Source organism: Clostridium sp. AM29-11AC, assembly GCF_003480545.1.
Taxonomy (GTDB): Bacteria; Bacillota; Clostridia; order Lachnospirales; family Lachnospiraceae; genus Otoolea; species Otoolea saccharolyticum_A.
Genome location: NZ_QUJI01000027.1, coordinates 1 through 16,778 on the forward strand (window position 1 = coordinate 1; position 16,778 = coordinate 16,778).

The 16,778-nt window shown below is 52.7% G+C and carries 13 protein-coding genes; 3 read left to right on the top strand and 10 right to left on the bottom strand.

Translation table 11 applies throughout. The features are described 5' to 3' along the window. Positions 1-222: 222 nt before the first annotated feature. Both DW757_RS14965 and DW757_RS14975 read left to right on the top strand, forming a co-directional pair. On the top strand, positions 223-1,164 hold the full coding sequence (locus DW757_RS14965) for a 2-hydroxyacid dehydrogenase (RefSeq protein WP_118752129.1): 942 nt from the start codon (positions 223-225) through the stop codon (positions 1,162-1,164). 278 nt (positions 1,165-1,442) lie between these two features. Beyond that, positions 1,443-3,038: a BCCT family transporter gene (locus DW757_RS14975; RefSeq protein WP_015544331.1), complete on the top strand. Its 1,596-nt coding sequence runs from the start codon at positions 1,443-1,445 to the stop codon at positions 3,036-3,038. A 47-nt stretch (positions 3,039-3,085) separates the two neighbouring features. Here the strand turns inward: DW757_RS14975 and DW757_RS14980 are convergent, their stop codons facing one another. The 4 genes from DW757_RS14980 to DW757_RS14995 form a co-directional block, all read right to left on the bottom strand. Then, entirely contained in the window at positions 3,086-3,712 is a 627-nt protein-coding gene (locus tag DW757_RS14980) for a TetR family transcriptional regulator (protein ID WP_182433323.1), read from the bottom strand. Positions 3,713-3,855: 143 nt separating this feature from the next. Beyond that, on the bottom strand, positions 3,856-4,326 hold the full coding sequence (locus DW757_RS14985; RefSeq protein ID WP_118752131.1) for a flavodoxin: 471 nt from the start codon (positions 4,324-4,326) through the stop codon (positions 3,856-3,858). Positions 4,327-4,344: 18 nt separating this feature from the next. Further along, on the bottom strand, positions 4,345-5,241 hold the full coding sequence (locus DW757_RS14990) for a DUF362 domain-containing protein (RefSeq protein WP_008399348.1): 897 nt from the start codon (positions 5,239-5,241) through the stop codon (positions 4,345-4,347). Between the two features lie 396 nt (positions 5,242-5,637). Further along, complete coding sequence (locus tag DW757_RS14995) at positions 5,638-7,779, bottom strand: Tex family protein (protein ID WP_118752132.1); 2,142 nt, start codon at positions 7,777-7,779, stop codon at positions 5,638-5,640. A 194-nt stretch (positions 7,780-7,973) separates the two neighbouring features. Between DW757_RS14995 and DW757_RS15000 the strand changes: the two genes are divergently transcribed. Further along, positions 7,974-8,351 (top strand): DUF4190 domain-containing protein, encoded by a 378-nt coding sequence (locus tag DW757_RS15000; protein ID WP_008399351.1) that lies wholly within the window; start codon positions 7,974-7,976, stop codon positions 8,349-8,351. A 126-nt stretch (positions 8,352-8,477) separates the two neighbouring features. On the opposite strand, the gene DW757_RS15005 is transcribed toward DW757_RS15000, so the two are convergent. The 6 genes from DW757_RS15005 to secA all read right to left on the bottom strand — a co-directional run bounded on the left by DW757_RS15005 (position 8,478) and on the right by secA (position 16,328). After that, positions 8,478-8,897 (bottom strand): DUF2752 domain-containing protein, encoded by a 420-nt coding sequence (locus DW757_RS15005; RefSeq protein ID WP_008399353.1) that lies wholly within the window; start codon positions 8,895-8,897, stop codon positions 8,478-8,480. Between the two features lie 12 nt (positions 8,898-8,909). Beyond that, positions 8,910-10,118: an aspartate kinase gene (locus DW757_RS15010; RefSeq protein ID WP_021965480.1), complete on the bottom strand. Its 1,209-nt coding sequence runs from the start codon at positions 10,116-10,118 to the stop codon at positions 8,910-8,912. A gap of 77 nt (positions 10,119-10,195) precedes the next feature. Continuing rightward, positions 10,196-11,410: a homoserine dehydrogenase gene (locus DW757_RS15015; RefSeq protein WP_118752133.1), complete on the bottom strand. Its 1,215-nt coding sequence runs from the start codon at positions 11,408-11,410 to the stop codon at positions 10,196-10,198. A gap of 5 nt (positions 11,411-11,415) precedes the next feature. Next, a complete protein-coding gene (locus DW757_RS15020; protein ID WP_008399356.1) occupies positions 11,416-11,859 on the bottom strand; it encodes an ACT domain-containing protein in 444 nt (147 codons plus the stop codon). A 176-nt stretch (positions 11,860-12,035) separates the two neighbouring features. Continuing rightward, a protein-coding gene (gene prfB, locus DW757_RS15025; protein WP_118752134.1) for a peptide chain release factor 2 occupies positions 12,036-13,158 on the bottom strand; the annotation gives its coding sequence in 2 pieces (ribosomal slippage) (positions 12,036-13,082 and positions 13,084-13,158; 1,122 coding nt in all). Positions 13,159-13,574: 416 nt separating this feature from the next. Next, entirely contained in the window at positions 13,575-16,328 is a 2,754-nt protein-coding gene (gene secA / locus DW757_RS15035) for a preprotein translocase subunit SecA (protein ID WP_008399363.1), read from the bottom strand. Positions 16,329-16,778: the final 450 nt, after the last annotated feature.

Here is a 16,778-nt window from a genome sequence, read left to right on the forward strand (position 1 = left end):
TTCCCGCAATTCATTCAAAAATCTTCATTTTAGACTTGACTTTTAATAGTTAGTCTTTTTTTTCATCAATATTTTTCTTTTTTTGTGTGCCATATTTGTTCATGTGTCACCTTTTTCTATTCACTTTACAATAGAAAAATTTATGCTAGACTATTCTATATCACAGCCGCGGCTTTTCTGCCAGAAGAAGTGCCGCTGTTTGAAGAAAGGAAGGTTAGATCCATGAAACTTGTTATCATTGAACCGCTTGGGGTGGAAAAGGAAAAACTGCTTTCCATGGCTGCCGGGAGGCTTCCGGAGTCTGTAGAGATTGTCTGCTACGACACCCGCGTCACAGACACCGAAGCCCTGATCGAGAGGGGAAAGGATGCGGACATCATCGCCGTTTCCAACCTGCCGTTAAACGCCCAGGTCATCGACGGCTGCAAAAACCTGAAAATGCTCTCCGTGGCCTTCACAGGCATTGACCATATTGCCATGGATGCCTGCAGAAAAAACGGCGTCCTGGTGAGCAACTGCGCCGGCTACTCCACTGCCGCCGTGGCGGATCTGGTTTTCGGAATGCTGATCTCTTTATATAGGAACATTCCCGCCTGCGACGAGGCTGTGCGGCGCGAGGGGACTAAGGACGGTCTCATCGGCTTTGAGCTGGAGGGCAAGAAGTTCGGCGTGATCGGAACAGGCGCCATCGGCCTTCGGGTGGCCGCCATCGCCCAGGCCTTCGGCTGTGAGGTTCTGGCCTACAGTCGGACAGAGAAGGATATTCCCGGAATTACATACACGGATCTTGACTCTCTGCTCTCCCAGTGCGACATCGTCTCCCTCCACACGCCGTTAAATGATTCCACGAGAGGTCTCATCGGGCGGGAACAGCTGGCTCTCATGAAGCGAAGCGCCGTTCTCATCAATACCTCCCGGGGCCCGGTGGTGGACAGCGAAGCCCTTGCCGAGGCGCTGAATGAGGAGCGCATCGCCGGCGCAGCCATTGACGTATTTGAGACAGAGCCGCCCATCAGGAAGGAGCACCCCCTCTTAAATGCAAAGCATGTGATCGCCACGCCTCACGTTGCCTTTGCCACGAAAGAGGCTCTCATCAAGCGCGCCGCCATTGTCTTTGACAATATTACGGCCTGGATAGACGGAAAACCTCAGAATGTAATGTAAGCCCGGGACCTCCTCCCCGGCAGAAAACGGCGCCGGAAAGCCTCCTGCCTGCTTTCCGGCGCCGTTTTTGTACTGCTTTTTCCGGGACGTTTTCGTTTCTTCCCGCTTTCAGCCCACTCCTGCTCGCTTTTCCTCATTTCCATTCATTTCTTCTCTTGCATTTCTGCCCCTGCCCTGCTATAATGTTCAATATCTAATTATTTTTCAAATAAATGAACATTATCAGAGGATCAATGATTGCTCCCGCTGACCGTGTTCTGCTCGCAAGGAGGTATCATATGAACCGTATTTCCAAAAACAGCGGGGCGCCCCTTAAATCTCAGCTCGACTGGATTCCCATCGCCCTCCCCTTCGCCGTTATCCTGCTTTTGTGCGGCTGCTTTTTCGCCGCACCGGAAAGCTCCAGACAGACGCTGGATTCTGTCAGGGCCTTCCTGGGCGATCAGTTCGGCGTCTGGTATCTGGCTGTGGGACTTGGCTTTTTTCTGCTGTCTATCTATCTGGCCTTCTCGCCCTACGGTTCCATCCGTCTGGGGAAACCGGGCGAAAAGCCTCAGTATCCTGCCTTTGTTTGGGGTTCCATGATGTTCACCTCCGGCCTGGCTGCCGATATCCTCTTCTACTCTCTGTGTGAGTGGATTCTGTATGCCAATGATCCGCATCTTGCAGAAATGGGCTCTATCCAGGACTGGTCAAGCGTCTACCCTCTATTTCACTGGGGTCCGATCCCCTGGAGCTTCTACCTGGTTCTGGCCGTATCCTTCGGCTTCATGCTCCATGTGAGAAACTGCAGAAAACAGAAATATTCTGAGGCCTGCCGGCCCATTCTCGGCTCCCTGGTGGACAAAGCTCCCGGAAAGCTCATCGATCTTTTGGCTGTCTTTGCCCTTCTGGCGGGGACTGCCACCACCTTCAGCCTGGCCACCCCGCTGATGGGACAGGCTCTGGCCAGCCTGCTGGGTCTTGACGCCTCCGGCTGGCTTGCGGCCCCCGGGCCCTTCGGCATTGCCTGCTCCAAATGGCTCACCATCCTCATCCTTGCAGCCACCTGCGCAGTCTACACCTTCTCCGTGGTCCGCGGAATGAAGGGAGTGGCAAAGCTGGCCTCCTCCTGCGTCTACCTGTTCTTCATCCTTCTGGCCTATGTGTTTCTGGCCGGAGGGGAGACAAGGTACATTGTAGAAACCGGGTTTTCTGCCCTGGGAAATCTTGCCCAGAACTTTTTAACTCTCGCCACATACACGGATCCTGCGAGAACCACCTCCTTCCCCCAGACCTGGACGATCTTCTACTGGGCCTACTGGATGGTCTGGTCTGTGGCGTCCCCCTTCTTTATAGGAAGCATCTCCAGGGGGCGCACGGTAAAGCAGACGATTCTGGGAGGCTATCTCTTCGGCCTTGGCGGGACCTTTACCAGCTTTATTGTCCTTGGAAACTACAGCCTGGGACTCCAGGTATCAGGACGCCTTGACGTGATGGCCATCTACGGGGCAGCACAGGATCTGTACAGCACCATTATAGCCATCCTCCAGACCCTTCCCCTGGCCTCCCTCGTTTTAGTGGTCCTGCTGCTGGCCATGATCGCCTTCTACGCTACCAGCTTTGACGCCATTGCCCTGGTGGCTGCCTCCTACTCCTACAAAGAGCTTCCCGACAGCCATGAGCCTCACATGGGAGTCAAGGTATTCTGGTCCCTGATGCTGATCCTGCTTCCCATCGCCCTGGTGTTTTCAGACAGCTCCATGGCAAACCTTCAGACGGTGTCCATTATCGCGGCCTTTCCGCTGGCTTTCGTGATCGTCCTGATTGCTGCCAGCTTCTTAAAGGATGCAGGCAGGTATCTTAGGGAGCAGAATACAAAAGAGCGGCCCTGAGGCCGCCCCATTCTGACTGATATGCTGTTCCGATTCACAGGCCCTTTTCACAGAGAGCTCAGTATTTTTGTGATAAAGGGCTTTGTGAGTTCATATACAGAGCGTTCTGTATAGTTCACATGGGCCAGCTCCATGGCCGCCTTCTGTTTGTCCGTGTGTGAGGTGTATGGGTAAACGCCGAACAGAAATGGGAAAAAGGCGCAGAGAAACCCTTCCTTATCCTCCTCTGTCATGGAGGGGAAGAATTTTTCCAGACAGCCGGTGACTGCCCCCAGTGCATGTCCATACACCTGCTTGAAAGCTGCAAGATTTTCCAGGCGGCTGTTTGCCTCCATATCATAGAGATTCATGCTGATCAGCCTCAGCATACAGCCTCTCTTTTCCAGAGTATGGGCCAGCTTATCTGCAAACTCCTCCGGCGGCAGGGACTCATTCTGTTCCCGGATCCTCTCCACATCCTCGATCCACGCCTCGTACTCCCGCTGAAGGAGGGCCAGGAAAATCTCTTCCTTCGTCTGAAAATAGTTATAAATCGAAGTGCGTGTAAACGAGGTCCTGGCCCCGATATCGCGGATCGTAATGTCCTTAAACCCCATAGTCTCGTACAGCAGGGCGCAGGCATTAATGATTTCTTCTTTTCTTGCATTCGTCAGCTCTTCTGAACCTTTTGGCATAACTGTTTCCTCTTTCCCGGCCTGCTTCCCTGCACACAGGGACAGCAGGCCGTTTCTGACAATCGTATGGGCATTTTTCGGCACCGGTCAAATCAGGGCCCCACAGCTCCGTCAAAAGCAGATGATGCTGCAAAGCTGTCTTTTCATCCTTTCAGAATACGTTTCGCCCAGTCCCCGGCGCCGGAGCCGTTCAGAAGCTGCCCGCTCTTCCAGTTTGCCTTGGGGCAGTGGGCCTGCATGCTCTTCTCCGCCTTTCCGATGCCGCTGCCGCCGGAGGTGGCAAAGGCGATCATCGTCTTTCCGGAAAAATCATAGCTCTCCAGGAACGTATCCACAATCCGCGGTTCCACATACCACCAGATCGGGAAGCCCACCAGAACCGTGTCGTACTGCCCCATATCCTGTACCGGCTCTGCGATAGCCGGGCGGGAAGCAAGGTCGTTCATCTCCAGGGTACTGCGGCTGTTTTTGTCCATCCAGTCCAGATCAGCGGAGGTGTAGGGCTGCTCTGGCCGTATCTCATACAGATCGGCTCCCACGGCATCTGCCATCTCCTTTGCCGCCTGTGCTGTCACTCCGCTGGCTGAAAAATAGGCAATCAAGGTTTTACTCATCATCCATTCCTCCTTTATTTATCGCTCAATCAGTTCATATTCCCGCTGTCCCATTCCCAGAGCAGCGGCAGCCTCTATGGTGTGGATGCCGTTTCTGCTGTTCACCCGCTCCATAAAGTGTTCCCTGCCCGGATCGTCAGAGCCTGAAACCAGGTCAATACATGCCTGGTCGATGGCCACCGGATCCAGGGATGCCAGGATACCTATATCCCTCATGCAGGGATCCTCGGCCACGGCACAGCAGTCACAGTCCACTGAGAGATTTTTCATCACATTGATAAATGCGATTTTTCCTTTAAAGTGAGCGGTCACACTGGATGCGGCGTCGGCCATGGCCTCGGGAAAGACCGTGTTGTCTGCATGCAGCTTCCAGGTCTCAAAACGGTCATCGGTTCTGCCTCCGGAGTGGATCAGCGCTTTTCCGGCACGGGAGGCACAGCCGATGGCAAGCTGCTTGAGTGCACCGCCGTAACCGCCGGCTGGATGCCCCTTAAAGTGAGCCAGCACCAGCATGGAATCATAATTTTCTATGTGCCTGCCCAGGCGGTTCTCCTTCAGCACCCTGCCGTTCAGAACAGGCCAGACCACATCCGGCCCCTCAGCATCCATCAGATCCACCGGGAAGTATTTCGTCCAGCCGTGCTCATCCATCAGTTTTAAGTGGGATTCTGTGTGATCCCGCACCCCCGCTGTGGCATCTCCATAAGCAGTATTGCACTCCACGATCGTGCCGTGTACTTCCTCCACCATAGGCTTCCAGAACTCCGGATGCAGAAAATTCTGATTTCCCTTTTCCCCGGAATGAACCTTGACAGCTACCCTGCCGGGCAGCTCGATTCCCAGCTCATGGTAAAGTCTCACCACTGCCTGGGGTGTAATCTCCCGCGTAAAATAGACCTTTGATCCCATAATCATCCCTCCTGCTGTTTTCACCCTTATACTGCACTGTTTTCAGAATGCCGGCATTTCGCTGAAACTCCATGGCCCGGCAGATATCAGGCCATGGCACAGTCACTTCTGCCCGCGGCAGATGCCGTCCGGCGTGAGAGTCCGTTCCGGTTATCCCTCTCTGTTCTGACACTGTGTCATTATCTGTAATATAGCACTGTTCTGACACTGTGTCAATATACCTGACAAAATTATTTCCTGCCTTTCTCAGAAACCCCAGCAGTTACAAAAAGAACCGGCCGGCAAAAAAGCAGGCGGCATCTCTGTCCCGTAAAAAAGGGGCATCCCGCAAGTCTTTCACGATCTCCGGGATGCCCTCATCCTTCCTGTTCTACAGTTTCTCTGATGTTTCTCTATATTTCCCTACAGTTTCATGGTAAGCCCGATCCGCTTCTTTTCCAGATTCACATCCAGCACCTTCACCTCCACGATGTCGCCGACACTTACCACCTCAAGAGGATGCTTAATATAGCGGTCTGTCATCTGTGAGATATGGACCAGACCGTCCTGGTGGACTCCGATATCCACAAAGACGCCGAAGTCAATGACGTTTCTCACCGTTCCCTTGAGGATCATTCCCGGCTTCAGATCCTTTATATCCAGCACATCTGTCCTGAGGATCGGCTTTGGCATCTCATCTCTGGGATCCCTGGCCGGCTTCTCCAGCTCCTTCACCATATCCCTGAGAGTGAGCTCGCCGATGGACAGCTCCTGTGACAGTCTGCCGTAATCCCCAATCTTCCTTCCGATTCCCTGGAGTCCGGATTCCGAAAGTTCCTTCATCTGGTAGCCCAGGCGGGAGAGAAGCGCCTCTGCGGCTCCGTAGCTTTCCGGGTGGACGCTGGTAGCGTCGAGAGGATTCTCTCCTCCCCGGATTCTCAGAAAGCCCGCGCACTGCTCAAAGGCCTTGGGGCCCAGCTTCGGAACCTTCAAAAGCTCTCTCCTGTTATGAAAGCCGCCGTTTTCCTCCCGGTAGGCCACAATATTTTTCGCCACGGTCTTTGTGATTCCTGAAATGTACTCTAACAGGGAGGCAGACGCCGTATTCAGATCCACGCCCACGCTGTTCACGCAGTCCTCCACAACGCCCTCCAGCGCCTGTCCCAGGTTCTTCTGGTTCATGTCATGCTGATACTGCCCTACGCCGATAGACTTGGGATCAATTTTCACCAGCTCTGCCAGGGGATCCTGAAGCCTTCTGGCAATGGATACAGCGCTTCTCTGGCCCACGTCGAACTTGGGAAATTCTTCTGTGGCCAGACGGCTGGCAGAGTAGACAGAGGCGCCAGCCTCATTGACGATCACATACTGCACCTTCTCCGGGATCTCCTTTAACAGCTCCACGATCACCTGTTCCGATTCCCGGGATGCCGTCCCGTTTCCCAGAGAAATCAGAGAGATTCCATATTTTCGAATCAGGTTCTTTAGGATCTGCTTTGACTCCTCCACCTTATTCTGGGGAGCGGTGGGAAAGATCACCACTGTATCCAGCACCTTTCCAAGGCCGTCTACCACGGCCAGCTTGCAGCCGGTCCTAAAGGCCGGATCCCACCCGAGCACCACCCGGTCTGCCACAGGCGGCTGCATGAGAAGCTGTTTCAGATTTTTTCCGAATACGCGGATGGCCCCTGCCTCCGCCTTCTCTGTGAGCCCTGCGCGGATCTCCCTCTCAATGGCCGGCCCGATCAGCCTTCTGTAGCTGTCCTCCAGGACAGCCTGCAGAACGGGCGCCGTGTTCCGGTTGTCCTTTTTTATGATCTGCTTTTCCAGATAGCGGAGAATCTTCTCCTCCGGCGCCTCTATCTTCACATTCAGAAACTTTTCTTTTTCCCCGCGGTTCAGCGCCAGAATCCTGTGCCCTGCTGCCTTTTTAACCGGCTCGGAAAACTGATAGTACATCTCGTAGACGGAAGTTTCCTTCTCGTTCCTGGCAGAGGAGGTGAGCATTCCCTCCTCCATGGTTATTTTTCTGATGTAGGTCCTGTACTCGGCCGTCTCTGAAATCCGCTCCGCCAGAATATCCATGGCTCCGTCCAGAGCCTCCTTTGCCGTAGCCACTCCCTTTTCCTCCGATACGAAGCCCTCTGCCTCCTCTATGGCAGGGACGCTCATCTCCTGAAGGAAAATCTGATCTGCCAGAGGCATAAGCCCCTTCTCCCTGGCTATGCCGGCTCTCGTTCTTCTCTTGGGGCGGTATGGCAGATAGAGATCCTCCACAGCCACCAGGGTTTTCGCCTCCCGAATCTTCCTTTCCAGCTCCTCTGTCAGCTTTTCCTGCTCGCCGATGGACGCGATCACCTGCTCCTTTCTGTCCTCGAGATTTCTCAGGTACTTAAGCCTCTCGTCCAGGTTTCTCAGCACCTCATCATTTAAGGAGCCTGTGGCCTCCTTCCTGTATCTGGCTATAAACGGGATGGTATTTCCCTCATCAATCAGCTTTACGGCCGCCTGCACCTGTCCCTCACGGATCTGAAGCTCCCCGGCCAGTGTCTTTATTACATCCATATCTGTTTCTCCCTTAAACGGCTCTGCTCTCTGCTGCCGCTTCTATTGTTCTGTCTGTTCTGTACACCTGTTTATTATAAGGGATCCCCTGCTAAGTTGCAACCGGAACGCTTTTCTGGTATAATCGTGGGAGTCCGATGCGGTAAGCACGTCTGCCGCGTTCCTACACTTACTTACATTTACGGAGGATTTCTATGGAGTATTATGACGATTACGATAACAGAGAGTTAAAGGAGGCGAACGGGCCTTCACGGCAGCCGAAGCCGCCGGCCAACAATATGGCGATTGTATCCATGATTCTCGGAATCTTTGCCATTCTTCTGCTCTGCATGTGCATCGCTTTTCCGGTATCCATCCTGTTAGGCGCCGGTGCTGTCTGCCTTTCCATCATGTCGAAGAAGGGCGGACCGTTTTCCGGCTTTGCCGTGGCAGGGCTGGTTCTGGGAATTCTGGCTATTGTCTTCGGTATAATCGAGTTCCTTTACCTGATATTTGTAAGCCAGCTACTAAATGATCCCTATTTTACAGGGATATTAGAGGAGATGATGGAACAGTATCCTCTGAGCGATTAAAAAAGAGATGTATGGCCAAAGGGGAGGGAGGAAATTTTTTGTGACTTCGCTGGAACAAAAAATTTCCTCCCTCCCCCTCCGTATTTCCAGATAAGAAGCTGAATGAGCAGAATAGAAGGACGGCATTTACCAGGCCCTCCCCGGCCAGCCTGCGGCGACTGAGTGGAGGTCGAGGCCCATGACGAGAAGCAGGTTTTTAATCAGAAATCCGGCGGCGGTCACTGCCAGGAGGCCCCACAAAAAGCAGAGAACCGGGCGCGGAAGGGCACTTTTCCTTAAGAATTGTGCCCTGTCTTTTTCTTCAGCCTTTCCTTCAGTTTTTCCTGCAGCCTCCAGCAGTACTGCCGCTATACACCACAGGCCGCCGAACAGAAGATAGGCCGGAATCGGGTTGTAGAGAAGACTTTTTACCACCTGACCCCGAAGGAGGGCCAGAGCTGCCCTCGTTCCCCCGCAGCCAGGGCAGTACAGACCCGTAATCATATGAAAGAGGCAGGGAATCTCTCCCTGCCCCAGCTTCATCAGCAACTCTGCTGCTGTATTCATAAGAATTCCCCTTTAGTCTGCCAGAGAGAACGCATCGTGAACGACTCTCATAGCCCTGTTGGTATCCTCCTCATTGATGAGAACCGTGATGCGGATCTCTGAGGTGGCGATCATACGGATATTGATATTTGCGCTGTAGAGGGCCTCAAACATTCTGGCCGCCACTCCGGGATTGCTGGTCATGCCGGCTCCGATAATGGAAATCTTGGCAACGCCTGTGGCACACTCTACGGACTGAGCCGTTAAGGACTCCCTGTTGTCATTTAATATGGTCATTGCCTCCTGAAGATCGGTTCTCGCCACGGTAAAGGAGATGTCCTTCCTTCCGTCACGGCCAATGGACTGGATGATAATGTCCACATTGATATGATGTCTTGCCAGAAGGTTGAACACCTTGAATGCGATTCCCGGCTCGTCAGCCACTCCTATCACGGAAATTCTGGCGGTATTCTTATCGGCTGCCACACCGCTGACTAACATTTTCTCCATCTTCGTACTCTCCTTCACAACTGTTCCCTCTGCCCTGGTAAGGCTGGAAAGAACCACTAACTGCACTCCGTACCGCTTTGCCATTTCCACAGAACGGTTGTGCAAAACCTTGGCTCCCAGAGACGCAAATTCCAGCATCTCGTCATAGGAGACCTCGGGGAGCTTTCTCGCATTGGGCACAATCCTCGGATCCGCCGTGTAAACTCCATCCACATCCGTATAGATCTCGCAGGCATCCGCGTGAAGAGCTGCCGCCAGGGCCACTGCCGTCGTGTCGGAACCTCCTCTGCCCAGAGTCGTCATGTCATCGAACTTATTGACCCCCTGAAAGCCTGTGATGATCACAATCTTTCTGGCATCCAGCTCATTTTGAATGCGCTCGGTATCGATCCTCTTCAGCTTCGCCTGCCCGTAGGCGGAGGTCGTTTTCATAGGGACCTGCGCCGCGTTCAGGGAAATGGCCTGAACGCCCAGAGACTGGATGGCCATGGCCATGAGAGCCACGGAAACCTGCTCTCCCGTTGCAAGCAGCATATCCAGCTCCCGTCTGGACGGACTTTCTGTAATCTCATGAGCCTTTGCAATCAGCCCGTCCGTGGTCTTTCCCATAGCGGAGAGAACTACTACCACGTCATTTCCCTTGTTATAATCCTCAATGCAGCGCCTGGCCACATTAAAAATCCTCTCCCTGTCAGCAACTGAACTGCCGCCGAACTTCTTTACGACTAACATGCTCTTCCTCCCTGGTATCATGCATCCGGGACTGGTTTTTGCAATTTCCCGCATCCCGGTTTCCGTCCTGCCCTTCTCTATATCTGAGCCCGGATCATCTGTCGGATGTCTCCGAAGGCTGCTGATACCTTTCTGTAATGTTCTTCCGTCATCTCTCCCGTGAGGACTGCAAACTCATCCATTCCCGGAAGCTCTGCAAACCTGGACGGGCCAAAAGCTGCCTCAATCTCAGCCCTCTTTTCCTCCAGCCTTCCCTCCACTCTCAGGAAGTAGGAGAACCTGGCCTCCGTAACCGGTGAAAGCTCCTGCCTCTCATCGCTCCAGCCTATGGGGATATTTCTGTCCATATTGCCTGCGATTTCCATTATATCCGCCACCACTGCACTGGCTGTAGGCAGTTTTCCCGCACCGCTTCCGTAGAACATCAGAGTTCCCACCATGTTTCCCTTCACCATCACCGCGTTGTACACATCGCTCACACAGTAAAGAGGGTTCACCTGAGGAATCATCATAGGGCATACAAAAACTGTCACCCTTCCGTCTTCCATGCGGCTGCTTCCAAACAGTTTAATGGAAGCCTGAAATTTTGCCGCATACTGAAAATCCGTGTCTGTGACTGCCGTGATTCCCTCAGTGTACACATCCTCATAGTGGATTTCCTTTCCTGTAGCCAGGGCAGTCAGAATGGCAATCTTGCGGCAGGTGTCAAACCCTTCCACATCGGCTTCCGGATTTCTCTCCGCGTATCCCAGCTCCTGAGCCTTTCTCAGGGCCTCCTCAAAGGTCTGGCCCTCTCTGTCCATTTTCGTGAGAATATAGTTGGTTGTTCCGTTTAAAATACCGCTGATCTCCAGGATTTTCTCTCCCGCAAGAGCCTCTGTCAGCGGGCGGATAATCGGAATGCCGCCGCCTGCACTGGCCTCAAAGAGAAAGTTCAGATTCTTCTGCCTGGCAATGGAGAGAAGCTCCGTCCCATGTGCAGCCACCAGCGCTTTATTGGAGGTCACCACATGCTTTCCGGCAAGAAGGCAGGCCTTCGCAAAATCATAGGCCGGGCGCACACCGCCCATAGCTTCTACCACAATCCCTATCTCCTCATCCTTCTCAATCACGGAAAAATCGTGTATCAGCTTATCTTCATTGGGATCTCCCGGAAATTCCCTGAGATCCAGAATATATTTGACCTGAATCTCCTCTCCTGTCCTGGCCGAGATCACGTCTCTGTTCCTGTCAAGAACCTCCACAACTCCTGAACCAATAGTTCCATAACCCATTACTGCTGCATATATCATATCTGTCACTCCCTGGCAATAATTTTTACATGATGAATCCCCTTCTGTTCCTCCATTTCTTCCACCATACGGGAAATATTCCCGGTATCCGGGCGCACTTCCACACTCAGCGTCAGTGACGCCACATTGTTGACCGGAATACTCTGATGGATTGTCAGGATATTGGCCTTATAAACTGCCACGATATGCAGGATATCGGAAAGCAGCCCCCGCTCGTCGTCCATCTGGAGCACCAGGGTGATCGTTCTGCCCTTTGCATTGTCATAAAATGGAAAAATATCATCCTTATATTTGTAGAAGGAGCTTCTGCTGATCCCGACCCGCTCTGTCGCCTCCTGAACGGTCATGGCCCGCTCAGATTCTATGAGCCGTTTTGCCTGGACTACCTTCAAAAGCACCTCCGGCACAGCCTTCTGCTTTAGCACAAAATACTTTGTCTGCTCTTCCATTCCTCTCCCCTCATCTTCTGCCTGCCGCTTTCGACACAAAGCCTCCTCCGTAAGGCAGACGACACAGCGTCAGAGCGCTACCGCTCTGGCGACATTGTGTAAACTGCCTCAGAATGTTTGTGTCAGAAAAACATTTGTATTCATAGGGAAGATATTATCACATTTATCGGACACAATCAATCACTTTTTTTGCTGTCCAGGTTCACCCACTTCAAATATGCGCTGATAAACAGGTCAATGTCTCCGTCCAGCACCGCATTTACATTTCCGCTCTCCGCTCCCGTCCTGTGATCCTTGACCAGCGTGTACGGCTGCATCACATAGGAACGAATCTGGTTTCCGAAATTAATATCCTTCACATCACCGCGGATGTCAGAGAGTTTTTCCGCGTGTTCCTCCTGCTTCATCATGTAGAGCTTTGTCTTCAGCATCTGCATGGCCACTTCCTTGTTCTGGAACTGAGATCTCTCATTCTGGCACTGCACCACGATTCCCGTCGGGAGATGGGTAATGCGGATGGCGGAGGAGGTCTTATTGATGTGCTGTCCGCCGGCGCCGCTGGAGCGGTAGGTATCGATTCTCAGCTCGTCAGGATTAACCTCCACGTCCAGATCCTCCTTGATGTCCGGCATCACGTCGCAGGAGACAAAGGAGGTCTGCCTCTTTCCGGCAGAATTGAAGGGGGAAATACGCACCAGCCGGTGGACACCTCTCTCAGACTTGAGAAATCCATAGGCATTTTCCCCGTTGATCTGGAGGGTAATGGACTTGATTCCCGCCTCCTCGCCGTCCAGATAGTCAATGACAGCTGTGGTAAATCCCTTTTTATCTGCCCACCGCTGATACATCCGGTACAGCATACTGCACCAGTCGCAGGCTTCCGTTCCTCCTGCTCCTGCATTCAGCTTCAGAATCGCATTATTATTGTCATACTCACCGGAGAGGAGCGTCTGGATGCGGATAGCTTCCAGCTTCTCCACAAAGTCATCCATCATTCCCTGGATTTCAGGAATCAGAGAAGGATCATTCTCCTCATATCCCATTTCCAGCATCACCTGGATGTCCTCATATTCCTGCTCCAGCTTCCGGTAGCTCTCCACCGTATCTTTCAGATTTTTGGCCTCGCGCATCAGCCTTGTGGACGTCTCCGGATCGTCCCAGAAGCCGGGCTCCTCCATCGATTTATCCAGCTCGTCAATTCGTTTCACCTTGCCGTCCAGGTCAAAGTGAATCCCTCACTTCCACCAGGGTATCGTCATACGTTGACAGCGTGTACTTAAACTGATCTAACTCAACCATAGCTTCACCCACTTTCTTACTTTATTCCGGCTTACGCCTTACAGTTTCCTATTCTACATGATAGAAGGGATTTTAGCAAGGGCAGGAGCTGGAGAAGAGGCGGCAGGGAAAGAGGCGGCGGGGGAAAAAGCCGCGGGGAAAAAGCCGCGGAAAGAAAAGCGGCGGGAAGAAAAGCGGCGGGAAGAAAAGCGGCGGGAAGAAAAGCGGCGGGAAGAAAAGGGAAGGAGAGGAAGCTGACTGTGACTTCGCTGGAACTGTCAGCTTCCTCTCCTTCCCTATCCCCCCTCTCCTTCCCTATCCCCCCTCTCCTTCCCTCTCTGCTTCAAGTTTACATATCCCCCCTTAACCAGGAAAAGGAGAAGATTTACTGTGACTGTTCCGGAACAGTAAATCTTCTCCTTTTCCCACCTGTATGCCTACTCGTCAGCCTTCTCGCTGCTGTCTGCCGTTTCTCCTGCGGCCTCCCTCTGGGCCATTCTCTCTGCCTTTCTGGCCTGTCTTTCCGCTCTCTGAGCTTCTTTCTCCGCCTGATGCTCCTTGCGTCGCTCATCTCGGCGGGCCTTCTTTTCCTGCTCGCTCACCTGGCGGGCCTGCAGGTTTGCAAGCATCTCACGTCCATGGCACTGCTTGAACTTCTTTCCGGAACCGCAGGGGCACGGATCGTTCGGATAAATCTTCTTTGTCTCTCTCTTCTGAGGAGCCTGAGGACCTGCATCCTTATTGGTTCCTGTCACCCTGGCTGCCGGTTCCCTCTCTACCTTCTGCTCCACGCGGATGTGGTAGAGGATTCTCACTGTATCCTCGCGGATTGCCGCTGTCATGGCGTCGAACATCTCGTAGCCGCTCATCTTGTATTCAACCAGAGGATCCTTCTGGCCGTAGGCCTGAAGTCCGATTCCCTCACGGAGCTGATCCATATCGTCAATGTGAGCCATCCACTTATTGTCGATTACCTTCAGAAGAACTACACGCTCCAGCTCGCGGATCTGCTCTGCCTGCTGGAATTCGGCCTCCTTGGCCTCGTAGAGCTTGGTAGCCGCCTCTTTGAGCATGTGCTTTAACTCGTTCTTCTTCATCTTCTTCTGATCATCCTTCAGGACAATCGGCTGAAGCGGGATGATGGAGAGCAGAAGGGAGTTGAGCTCTGTCAGGTTCCACTCCTCCGGACTCTGGTCATCGGAGATGGACAGATCCACTGCATTCTCCACAATATCCGTGATCATCTTCATGATCACATTTCTCATATTCTCTCCGTCCAGAACACGGCGGCGCTCCTCGTAGATAACCTCGCGCTGCTCATTCATAACCTCGTCGTACTTTAAGAGGTTTTCACGGATTCCGTAGTTATTTGTCTCAATCTTCATCTGTGCCTTCTCAATGGCATTGGAGAGCATCTTGTGCTCGATCTGCTCATTCTCCGGCACTCCCAGAGCATTGAACATGTTCATCAGCTTCTCGGAGCCGAACAGACGCATCAGATCGTCCTCCAGGGAAATGTAGAAGCGGGACTCTCCCGGATCTCCCTGACGTCCGGCGCGGCCTCTCAGCTGATTGTCGATACGCCTTGACTCATGGCGCTCTGTACCGATAATCTTCAGTCCGCCCAACTCCTTGGACACATCGTCCAGCTTAATATCCGTACCACGTCCGGCCATGTTGGTGGCGATGGTCACTGCGCCGTGGATTCCGGCATCCGCCACGATCTCAGCCTCCAGCTCATGGAACTTGGCGTTTAATACCTTGTGGGGAACACCGCGCTTTTTCAGCATCTTGCTCAGAAGCTCAGAGGTCTCAATGGTGATCGTACCCACCAGAACCGGCTGTCCCTTCTCGTGGGCTGCACAGACTTCCTCCACAACTGCGTGGAATTTCTCTTTCTTTGTCTTGTAAACTGCATCATTCTTATCAATACGGATTACCGGGCGGTTCGTCGGGATCACGATAACGTCCATCTGGTAGATGTTCCGGAACTCCTTCTCCTCTGTCTGGGCCGTACCGGTCATACCCGCCTTCTTCTTAAACTTATTGAAGAAGTTCTGGAAGGTGATCGTCGCCAGAGTCCGGCTCTCCCTCTTGACCTCCACATGCTCCTTGGCCTCGATAGCCTGGTGAAGTCCGTCAGAGTAGCGGCGGCCCGGCATGATACGTCCTGTAAACTCGTCTACGATCAGAACCTCATTGTCCTTCACCACGTAATCCTTGTCGCGGAACATCAGATAGTTGGCCCTTAACGCCATGATCATGTTGTGCTGGATTTCCAGGTTCTCCGGATCTGCCAGGTTTTCAATATTAAAGTATTTCTCAACCTTCTTGACACCGTCCAGAGTCAGGTTGACAACCTTATCCTTCTCATTGACAACGAAATCTCCGGTCTCCTCAATCTCCTCGCCCATGATGGCGGACAGCTTCGTGAACTCGGCAGACGCCTCGCCCTGCTCCAGCTGCTTTGCCAGAATGTCGCAGACCTCGTAGAGCTTTGTGGACTTTCCGCTCTGTCCGGAGATGATCAGCGGTGTTCTGGCCTCATCGATTAAGACAGAGTCCACCTCGTCGATGATGGCGTAATCCAGATTTCTTAAAACCATCTGCTCCTTGTAGATGGCCATATTGTCCCTCAGATAGTCAAAGCCAAGCTCGTTGTTTGTCACATAGGTGATATCGCAGCCATAGGCCGCCTTTCTCTCCGGCGGAGTCATGGAATTTAATACCACGCCTACGCTCAGCCCCAGGAAGCGGTGAACCTCTCCCATCCACTCGGCATCACGCTTTGCCAGGTAATCGTTGACTGTAACGATGAAAACACCTTTTCCCGTAAGCGCATTCAGGTAAGCCGGGCAGGTGGACACCAGCGTTTTTCCCTCACCGGTCTTCATCTCCGCAATACGTCCCTGGTGAAGCACGATACCGCCGATGAGCTGTACCGGATAATGCTCCATCTTCAGCACACGCCTGGAAGCCTCACGGACAGTGGCAAATGCCTCTGGAAGAATATCGTCAAGGGTTTCCCCGTTTGCCAGACGCTCCTTAAACTTCCTGGTGTTGTCTTTCAGCTCCTCGTCCGTGAGCTTTTCCATCTCAGGCTTCAGAGCTACGATTTTATCCACAATGGGATAGATCAGCTTCAGCTCTCTGTCGCTGTGAGTTCCGAACACTTTCTCTATAAGATTCATTCCTTAATCTCCTACTTCTTTCGATTTCTCTTAATCTGGTTCTCCGGCTTTCGAATCCTGAGCGCCTGGGCTTTTCTGCTCCTGTTTTGTGAAGCCTTATGTCTGTTTTCTGCCCCGGGCGCCGGCCTGCCGCCTGCACAGTCAAATTTATCCTCCGCCTGCCATGGCGGTTTTATCAAAACGGCATAATCTGCCGCTGTACAATCTTAATTATTTTATCATTAACTTCCCTATCTTTCAATACATTCACAAATTTTTTACAGTTTGCTCGCATTTCGTTCATTTTTTATCCTGTTTTTCCCCAGGTCCATTCTCTGCCGCCCTTCAGCGCGGCATTTTTCTGGTTTTTCGCGCTGCGCTGTTTCTCTCTTTTCCTCTCCTGCCGGATCGATCTCAGCCCTGCCGCGCTCTGTGTCTCTTATGATTTCCCTTAAGCGCCTCCTTTTATTT

Excerpts from the sequence above, each read along its gene's own strand:
- DW757_RS14995 (WP_118752132.1), bottom strand. The coding sequence starts at position 7,779 with ATGGATGTAATAAAGACACTGGCCGGGGAGCTTCAGATCCGTGAGGGA.
- DW757_RS14980 (WP_182433323.1), bottom strand. The coding sequence starts at position 3,712 with ATGCCAAAAGGTTCAGAAGAGCTGACGAATGCAAGAAAAGAAGAAATC.
- DW757_RS14990 (WP_008399348.1), bottom strand. The coding sequence starts at position 5,241 with ATGATTATGGGATCAAAGGTCTATTTTACGCGGGAGATTACACCCCAG.
- DW757_RS15010 (WP_021965480.1), bottom strand. The coding sequence starts at position 10,118 with ATGTTAGTCGTAAAGAAGTTCGGCGGCAGTTCAGTTGCTGACAGGGAG.
- DW757_RS15020 (WP_008399356.1), bottom strand. The coding sequence starts at position 11,859 with ATGGAAGAGCAGACAAAGTATTTTGTGCTAAAGCAGAAGGCTGTGCCG.
- DW757_RS14985 (WP_118752131.1), bottom strand. The coding sequence starts at position 4,326 with ATGAGTAAAACCTTGATTGCCTATTTTTCAGCCAGCGGAGTGACAGCA.
- secA (WP_008399363.1), bottom strand. The coding sequence starts at position 16,328 with ATGAATCTTATAGAGAAAGTGTTCGGAACTCACAGCGACAGAGAGCTG.
- DW757_RS15005 (WP_008399353.1), bottom strand. The coding sequence starts at position 8,897 with ATGAATACAGCAGCAGAGTTGCTGATGAAGCTGGGGCAGGGAGAGATT.
- DW757_RS15015 (WP_118752133.1), bottom strand. The coding sequence starts at position 11,410 with ATGATATATGCAGCAGTAATGGGTTATGGAACTATTGGTTCAGGAGTT.
- DW757_RS15000 (WP_008399351.1), top strand. The coding sequence starts at position 7,974 with ATGGAGTATTATGACGATTACGATAACAGAGAGTTAAAGGAGGCGAAC.
- DW757_RS14975 (WP_015544331.1), top strand. The coding sequence starts at position 1,443 with ATGAACCGTATTTCCAAAAACAGCGGGGCGCCCCTTAAATCTCAGCTC.
- DW757_RS14965 (WP_118752129.1), top strand. The coding sequence starts at position 223 with ATGAAACTTGTTATCATTGAACCGCTTGGGGTGGAAAAGGAAAAACTG.